The organism is Bartonella sp. CM86QHHN (assembly GCF_042194695.1).
Taxonomy (GTDB): Bacteria; Pseudomonadota; Alphaproteobacteria; order Rhizobiales; family Rhizobiaceae; genus Bartonella.
In genome coordinates this window covers 1-5,446 of the sequence record NZ_JBHIND010000013.1, presented here as the reverse complement: position 1 = coordinate 5,446, position 5,446 = coordinate 1, and the positions used below count along the sequence as shown (strand labels likewise).

Genomic DNA, 5,446 nt, shown 5'->3' with positions numbered 1-5,446 from the left:
AACGTTCTCTTGCTCGTGAATGGGAGGTTGGTTTTCTACACCCGTTGTGATTTGCTCTGATGTGGTCTCAACAGCAGCAACCTCTGTTGGCTCGTCAACCTGTTCGTTTGTTTCTAAATCTTCAAAATCAATTTCTTTTTTTGCTAAAACGTTAGTTTTAGTTTTTTTATATATATTCTTATTCTGGTTCTTTATAGCTTGATTTTGCTTAGCGTTTGCTTCAGCAAAAAAAACGTTTTGCTTGTCATTTGCTTCAGCAAAATTATTAACATGTTGTTTTGTATTGTTTTTTGCTTCTGCACCTTTTTTACCAGCCTCACTACGAACTTGCGATATGTGCTCTTTTTTATCAGAAAAATCTTTTAGCTCTTCTTCAACGCGCGTATTCCACAATCCATTATCTGTCTCAACAAGTTTATCATTCCTCATTAAGTATTCGACAATAGCTGCAAATTTTTTCTGCGAACAATTGCAAGCACGTGCAAGCGTTTCAAAATCTTCTTTAATTGGTGCTTTTTTATCGTACATGCGAACGAGAAGCGTCATATAAGCGCCCCTTGCTCTAACGTCATTCCATCTGTACCACTTATCCAGTCATACAAATGGAATCTTATCCATGGCATACCATTAGACATGCGCATCCCCTTCTTTCATTAAATATAAATGAGTGATCATAATCCCCCCTTAAAGCTGTTGCGTATTTATGCGTGCGCATGGTGACGCGTAATCTATTTATTTGATCTCTTTATTTAATGCCTGTTTAAGAGTGTGAATGATGCTGTTGATGTTCATTCTTTTCTGTAGAAGCAGCAGTAAAAGCAGAACTAGAGCTAGAACTATCCTTCAACTTTTGCAGCTTTAAATAACTATTTAAAGATAGTCCTTTGCCTTGTTCCCAACGACAAACAGAGGCTTGCTTAACGCCTAAAATGTCTGCTAATTCTTTTTGTGTTAGCGATAAACACTTTCGGATAGATTTAATCTTGAATTTTTCCTCTGTGTCCATTTGAGTTAAGTCCTTTATTTTAACCATATACGCAATTGTATAGAGTTAATTAAAAAAAACAATAGATTTTTTTAATTTTAAAATCATAAGTAACTAATTATGACGAAAAATATCATTGCGACATTGCAAGTATTGCAATCTGAGTTTGGTCTTAATCAAAAAGATCTTGCCGATAGATTAAATGTAACCCAAGCGACCGTGTCAAGATGGTTAGGAAGTGAATCAGATCCCAGAGGTTCACACAGAGACTCAATTCTAGAACTTTATAAAAGCTTAAAAGGTTATAATCAAATTACTACAGTTGTTCCTGTTATGGGATATGTAGGAGCAGGATTAGAGATTGATACCGATGTTGAGCAAATCCCAGAAGATGGGCTTGAAACAATCGAAATACCATTTGATTTGCCTTTTGAAACAATAGGATTCATGGTTCGTGGAGATTCCATGTATCCCGTATATAAAGATGGTGATTTAATCGTAGTTAAACATCTGCAAACAAAGCCAATGAGCGATTATTACGGTGATGAAGTTGTCGTTCTAACAGAAGATAATAGGCGTTTCATCAAACAAATTACTCGCTCTTCAGAGGGCATTGTACTCAAATCATGGAATGCGCTACCTATTAAAAATGCAAAGATAAAATGGGTTGGAGAAATAGTTGCAATATTACCGCGCAAATCCTATCGTCTACTTATGAAGTAATCCCAATAAAGTTTTTGATTCTATTGCTTGTGAAGATGGCATTTAAGTGAAAATGCAAAAAAAAATGAAATATATGCGATTTTTTGCTTGCTTATATTTATACATTTACGTATAAGTAATTATATAAACCACGCACAAACAATCGCCAAGAGGCGTTAGGGAGGAAAAATTATGGAAAATCCAATTCTTATAAATTCCAATGAAATTTTATTAGTTGCCTACGATAAAGATCAACACATTGCAGAGTCTGGACCACTTGATGCAAGTCAAATTCTAAGCATTGTTGATGAGGTAGATGATGCAATCCAAATCTTTCGTATAAATCCCTCTGAGAATAATTGTGAAGATATCTCTGAAGAAATTGCAGAAGCATATGTAAAAGAAAATATCGAACATCTCCATGAGGATAGTGAGGTTCATGACTTTGTACGTGAAAGTGATGCTTACCACGATCTTTTATCTGATTTAGCAGACGAAAAATATAATGATGAGATTTACGGTACTTACGAACAACAACACCGTTTGCGTCCTTGTGATGTGCTTTAAATTCTAAAGGGCGCATTTAAAAGCGCCCCCTTTTCCCCATCAATAATTGATTAGAGTAAACTTATGACCACACATGATACTCATATTCATAGTGAAGGATATCTCACGCCTGAAAACGAGGTAGACAACAAAATCGGTTATGTCCAAATGGTCAATGCCCATGTAATGCATAGGTACTTACATTTGAAACAAGATTTTTCCACTTGGTTTAATGATTGTGTTGAAAAGCTTGATCTAAAAGAAGGCGTGGATTTTGTTTTTACAAAACAAGAATGGAACAGACAGAAGATTTGTCCAAAATCTGAAATAGAAACAGATAAAACTGATAATCATTACTTCAAAATTTACGCAGCAAGGAAAATTGCTCAAGCAGAACGTCATAGAAACTATGGCAGAATATTATATCAAACCTTGTGTTTTTCTTAATTAAGGGGGGTGATGATGCAAAACTTTATTACAATATCTGAAAACAATTTTCAAAACACAACTGTTCCCACCATGTCTAGTCGTGAAATTGCAGAGTTATGCGGTAAGCAACATGCGCATATTATGCGTGATATTCGACAAATGTTAGGAGAATTATATCCTGAAGGGGGTCAATCCAAATTTGGATCCACCTATTTAGATAAACAGGGTAAACCCCAAAACTGTTACAACCTTCCTAAACGTGAATGCCTCATTTTAGTTTCTGGTTACAGCATGACATTACGCGCTAGGATTATAGACCGTTGGCAAGAATTGGAAAAGCAAGCAGTAATACCACAAATCGACTACTCAAGCNACATTACGCGCTAGGATTATAGACCGTTGGCAAGAATTGGAAAAGCAAGCAGTAATACCACAAATCGACTACTCAAGCCCTCAAGTTATGCTTGGTGTTTTAACGTATCTCAAAAATGAAAATGAACAAAAAGATAACATTATTGCAAATTTAAAACCAAAGGCAATGGCTCTTGAAAGCTTACAGCGTCATAATGGACTCTTTGGTCTTACAGAAGCTGCTAAAATACTCGAGATGCAACCAAAACAATTCATTCAATTTTTACAAGAAAAAGGTTGGGTTTACAGACGAGCAGCAGGTGGAAATTTGCTTCCTTATCAAGACAAAATCCAAAAGAAACTTATGGATTGTCCAACTATCACACTTCAAACCGCAAATGGAATAGAAAAAGTCATTCCTTGCGCAAAAATCACAGCAAAAGGAATTGGTGTGCTGTCTCAAGAGCTTAAAAGACAAAGCATGCATTAAGAGGAGGTTATTATGATAAAAAAGAAATACGAACTGACAGACGCAACAATCGAAGTTAATGGCAGAACTCTCCACCGCATTCGCGCCTTACGAGACTTTGGAAACGTCGAGAAAGGCGATTTAGGGGGTTTTATAGAGCATGAGGGCAATTTAAGTCACGAAGGGGATTGCTGGGTTGGTGATAATGCATGGGTTTATGAAGGTGCCCGTGTTTATGATGATGCACAAATTTCTGATAATGCTCAGGTTTTTGGTAATGCAGAAGTTTACGAGGGTATACATTTTTATGGATTTGCAGAAGTTTACGGTGATGTACGTGTTTTTGGTGACTGCGATGCTATATGCATTGGCAATGATGCAGGTGCTTATGGGCATGTTGATAATACTGACCTCATCTCAACTAGAGAACAAACCAGATGAGAAAATACGAACGACTAGTCTTATAGTCTCTCTATAAACCGTTTCTAACCACACAAACAACTTTTAGACACCAGCGTGATTCACGCCACGGGGGAATTGCGCTCAAATAGGAGGAAATCAAGATGAGTGAACAAAACACTAACCTAACAGAAATTGAAGAAACACATCACTTAAGCGTCGAACAAACTGCTATGGAACGTATTTTAAACAGAGCCTTAGAAAATGACGTCGATATGGACCGTCTTGAGCGTCTCATTGCCTTACGAGAAAAAGAAATAGAACGACAAAACTACGAAAGATTTGCCAGTGATCTTTCGAATATGCAAACGGAATATCAAAAAATACAAAAAAACTCTACAAACACCCATACAAACAGCCAATATGCAACCCTTGACCAGTACATTGATGCTGTAAAGAAGCCTCTTGCAAAACACCGATTTGCTTTGTTTTCTCGTATCAAAGAACAGAGTTCAGACAATATAATTGTAGAAATGACTTTGACGCATCCGTCTGGGAATAAAATCTCAACAGAAGGAAAGTTTCCTTATGACACGAAAGGATGCAAATCAAATATACAATCGGTTGGTTCTGCAATCACATACGCACGCAGATATCTGTTAGGTATGCTTCTTAATGTCGTGAGTGAAGATGATGATACGGATGGGAACACACCTATTAAAAAGGCTTTTCCACAACAGATCAATGAAATCAGAAGACTCATCGTACAAACCCAAACAGAAGAAGAAAAAATACTTGCTTATGTCAACGTCAAAAAGCTTGACGATATGTCTGAAGGACAAGCACAAACGGTGTTACATCTTTTGAAAGATAAACAAAATAGGCAAAAGGTAGAAACAGATTCTACTATACAAGATGCCGATATAGCAACGCCACACGAACAGAGAACGGCGGTGTGAGATGGAACAAAGAACAGCAGAATGGTTTCAAGCGCGCTTAGGAAAAGTCACTGCTTCAAACGTTTACAACGTACTCAGTAAGACAGCAAAAGGTTTGCCTACCAGCAAATATGAAGACTACAAAATCAAACTCATGACAGAACGCTTAATAGGTGAAATAAGCCAATCTTATACAACAGCGGCTATGCAATGGGGCATTGAACATGAAGAGAATGCCTTGAGAGAATATGAATTCATTTATGACGCAGAAGTCACAAGATGCGGGTTTATCCCACACCCAAAAATGAAAATGGCGGGTGCAAGTCCTGATGGGTTCATTGGAGAGGACGGCTTAGTTGAGGTCAAATGCCCACAATCAACCACGCATTTGCGCTTCTTTATATATGACGAAATCAAGCCTGAATATATCGCACAGATGCAATTCCAAATGGCGTGCACAGGACGCAAATGGTGTCATTTCATGAGCTATAATCCAAACTTTGTAGGCAGATCTACTGGTTTGAGAATGAAAATCAAACGCGTCCACCGTGATGAGAAACACATTGAAGAGATCAATAAAGCGGTCGAAATCTTTTTAGGGGAAATAGAACAAGAGATGCAAAAGAT

7 protein-coding genes and 2 pseudogenes are annotated in these 5,446 nt (G+C 37.2%); 7 read left to right on the top strand and 2 right to left on the bottom strand.

The window, feature by feature from the left end:
• Positions 1–635, bottom strand: a pseudogene (locus ACFIKX_RS01305) (YdaU family protein); the annotation flags it as partial.
• Positions 636–760: 125 nt separating this feature from the next.
• Positions 761–1,006 (bottom strand): helix-turn-helix domain-containing protein, encoded by a 246-nt coding sequence (locus tag ACFIKX_RS01300; RefSeq protein WP_375627846.1) that lies wholly within the window; start codon positions 1,004–1,006, stop codon positions 761–763.
• Positions 1,007–1,105: 99 nt separating this feature from the next.
• Between ACFIKX_RS01300 and ACFIKX_RS01295 the strand changes: the two genes are divergently transcribed.
• The 7 genes and pseudogenes from ACFIKX_RS01295 to ACFIKX_RS01265 form a co-directional block, all read left to right on the top strand.
• On the top strand, positions 1,106–1,708 hold the full coding sequence (locus ACFIKX_RS01295; protein WP_375627583.1) for a S24 family peptidase: 603 nt from the start codon (positions 1,106–1,108) through the stop codon (positions 1,706–1,708).
• A 171-nt stretch (positions 1,709–1,879) separates the two neighbouring features.
• The gene (locus ACFIKX_RS01290) at positions 1,880–2,254 is read left to right on the top strand and encodes a hypothetical protein (RefSeq protein ID WP_375627845.1); all 375 of its coding nucleotides are present in this window, start codon (positions 1,880–1,882) and stop codon (positions 2,252–2,254) included.
• Between the two features lie 63 nt (positions 2,255–2,317).
• Positions 2,318–2,680, top strand: a complete 363-nt coding sequence (locus ACFIKX_RS01285) for an antA/AntB antirepressor family protein (RefSeq protein WP_375627844.1) — start codon at positions 2,318–2,320, stop codon at positions 2,678–2,680.
• Positions 2,681–2,695: 15 nt separating this feature from the next.
• Positions 2,696–3,503 (top strand): annotated as a pseudogene (locus tag ACFIKX_RS01280) (phage antirepressor KilAC domain-containing protein).
• 12 nt (positions 3,504–3,515) lie between these two features.
• Positions 3,516–3,923, top strand: coding sequence for a hypothetical protein (locus ACFIKX_RS01275; protein WP_375627843.1), 408 nt, complete (start codon positions 3,516–3,518; stop codon positions 3,921–3,923).
• Positions 3,924–4,045: 122 nt separating this feature from the next.
• The gene (locus tag ACFIKX_RS01270; RefSeq protein ID WP_375627842.1) at positions 4,046–4,840 is read left to right on the top strand and encodes an ERF family protein; all 795 of its coding nucleotides are present in this window, start codon (positions 4,046–4,048) and stop codon (positions 4,838–4,840) included.
• 1 nt (position 4,841) lies between these two features.
• The coding region (locus tag ACFIKX_RS01265) for a lambda exonuclease family protein (RefSeq protein ID WP_375627841.1) at positions 4,842–5,446 on the top strand (605 nt) is incomplete at its 3' end.

Excerpts from the sequence above, each read along its gene's own strand:
- ACFIKX_RS01295 (WP_375627583.1), top strand. The coding sequence starts at position 1,106 with ATGACGAAAAATATCATTGCGACATTGCAAGTATTGCAATCTGAGTTT.
- ACFIKX_RS01300 (WP_375627846.1), bottom strand. The coding sequence starts at position 1,006 with ATGGACACAGAGGAAAAATTCAAGATTAAATCTATCCGAAAGTGTTTA.
- ACFIKX_RS01285 (WP_375627844.1), top strand. The coding sequence starts at position 2,318 with ATGACCACACATGATACTCATATTCATAGTGAAGGATATCTCACGCCT.
- ACFIKX_RS01275 (WP_375627843.1), top strand. The coding sequence starts at position 3,516 with ATGATAAAAAAGAAATACGAACTGACAGACGCAACAATCGAAGTTAAT.
- ACFIKX_RS01270 (WP_375627842.1), top strand. The coding sequence starts at position 4,046 with ATGAGTGAACAAAACACTAACCTAACAGAAATTGAAGAAACACATCAC.
- ACFIKX_RS01290 (WP_375627845.1), top strand. The coding sequence starts at position 1,880 with ATGGAAAATCCAATTCTTATAAATTCCAATGAAATTTTATTAGTTGCC.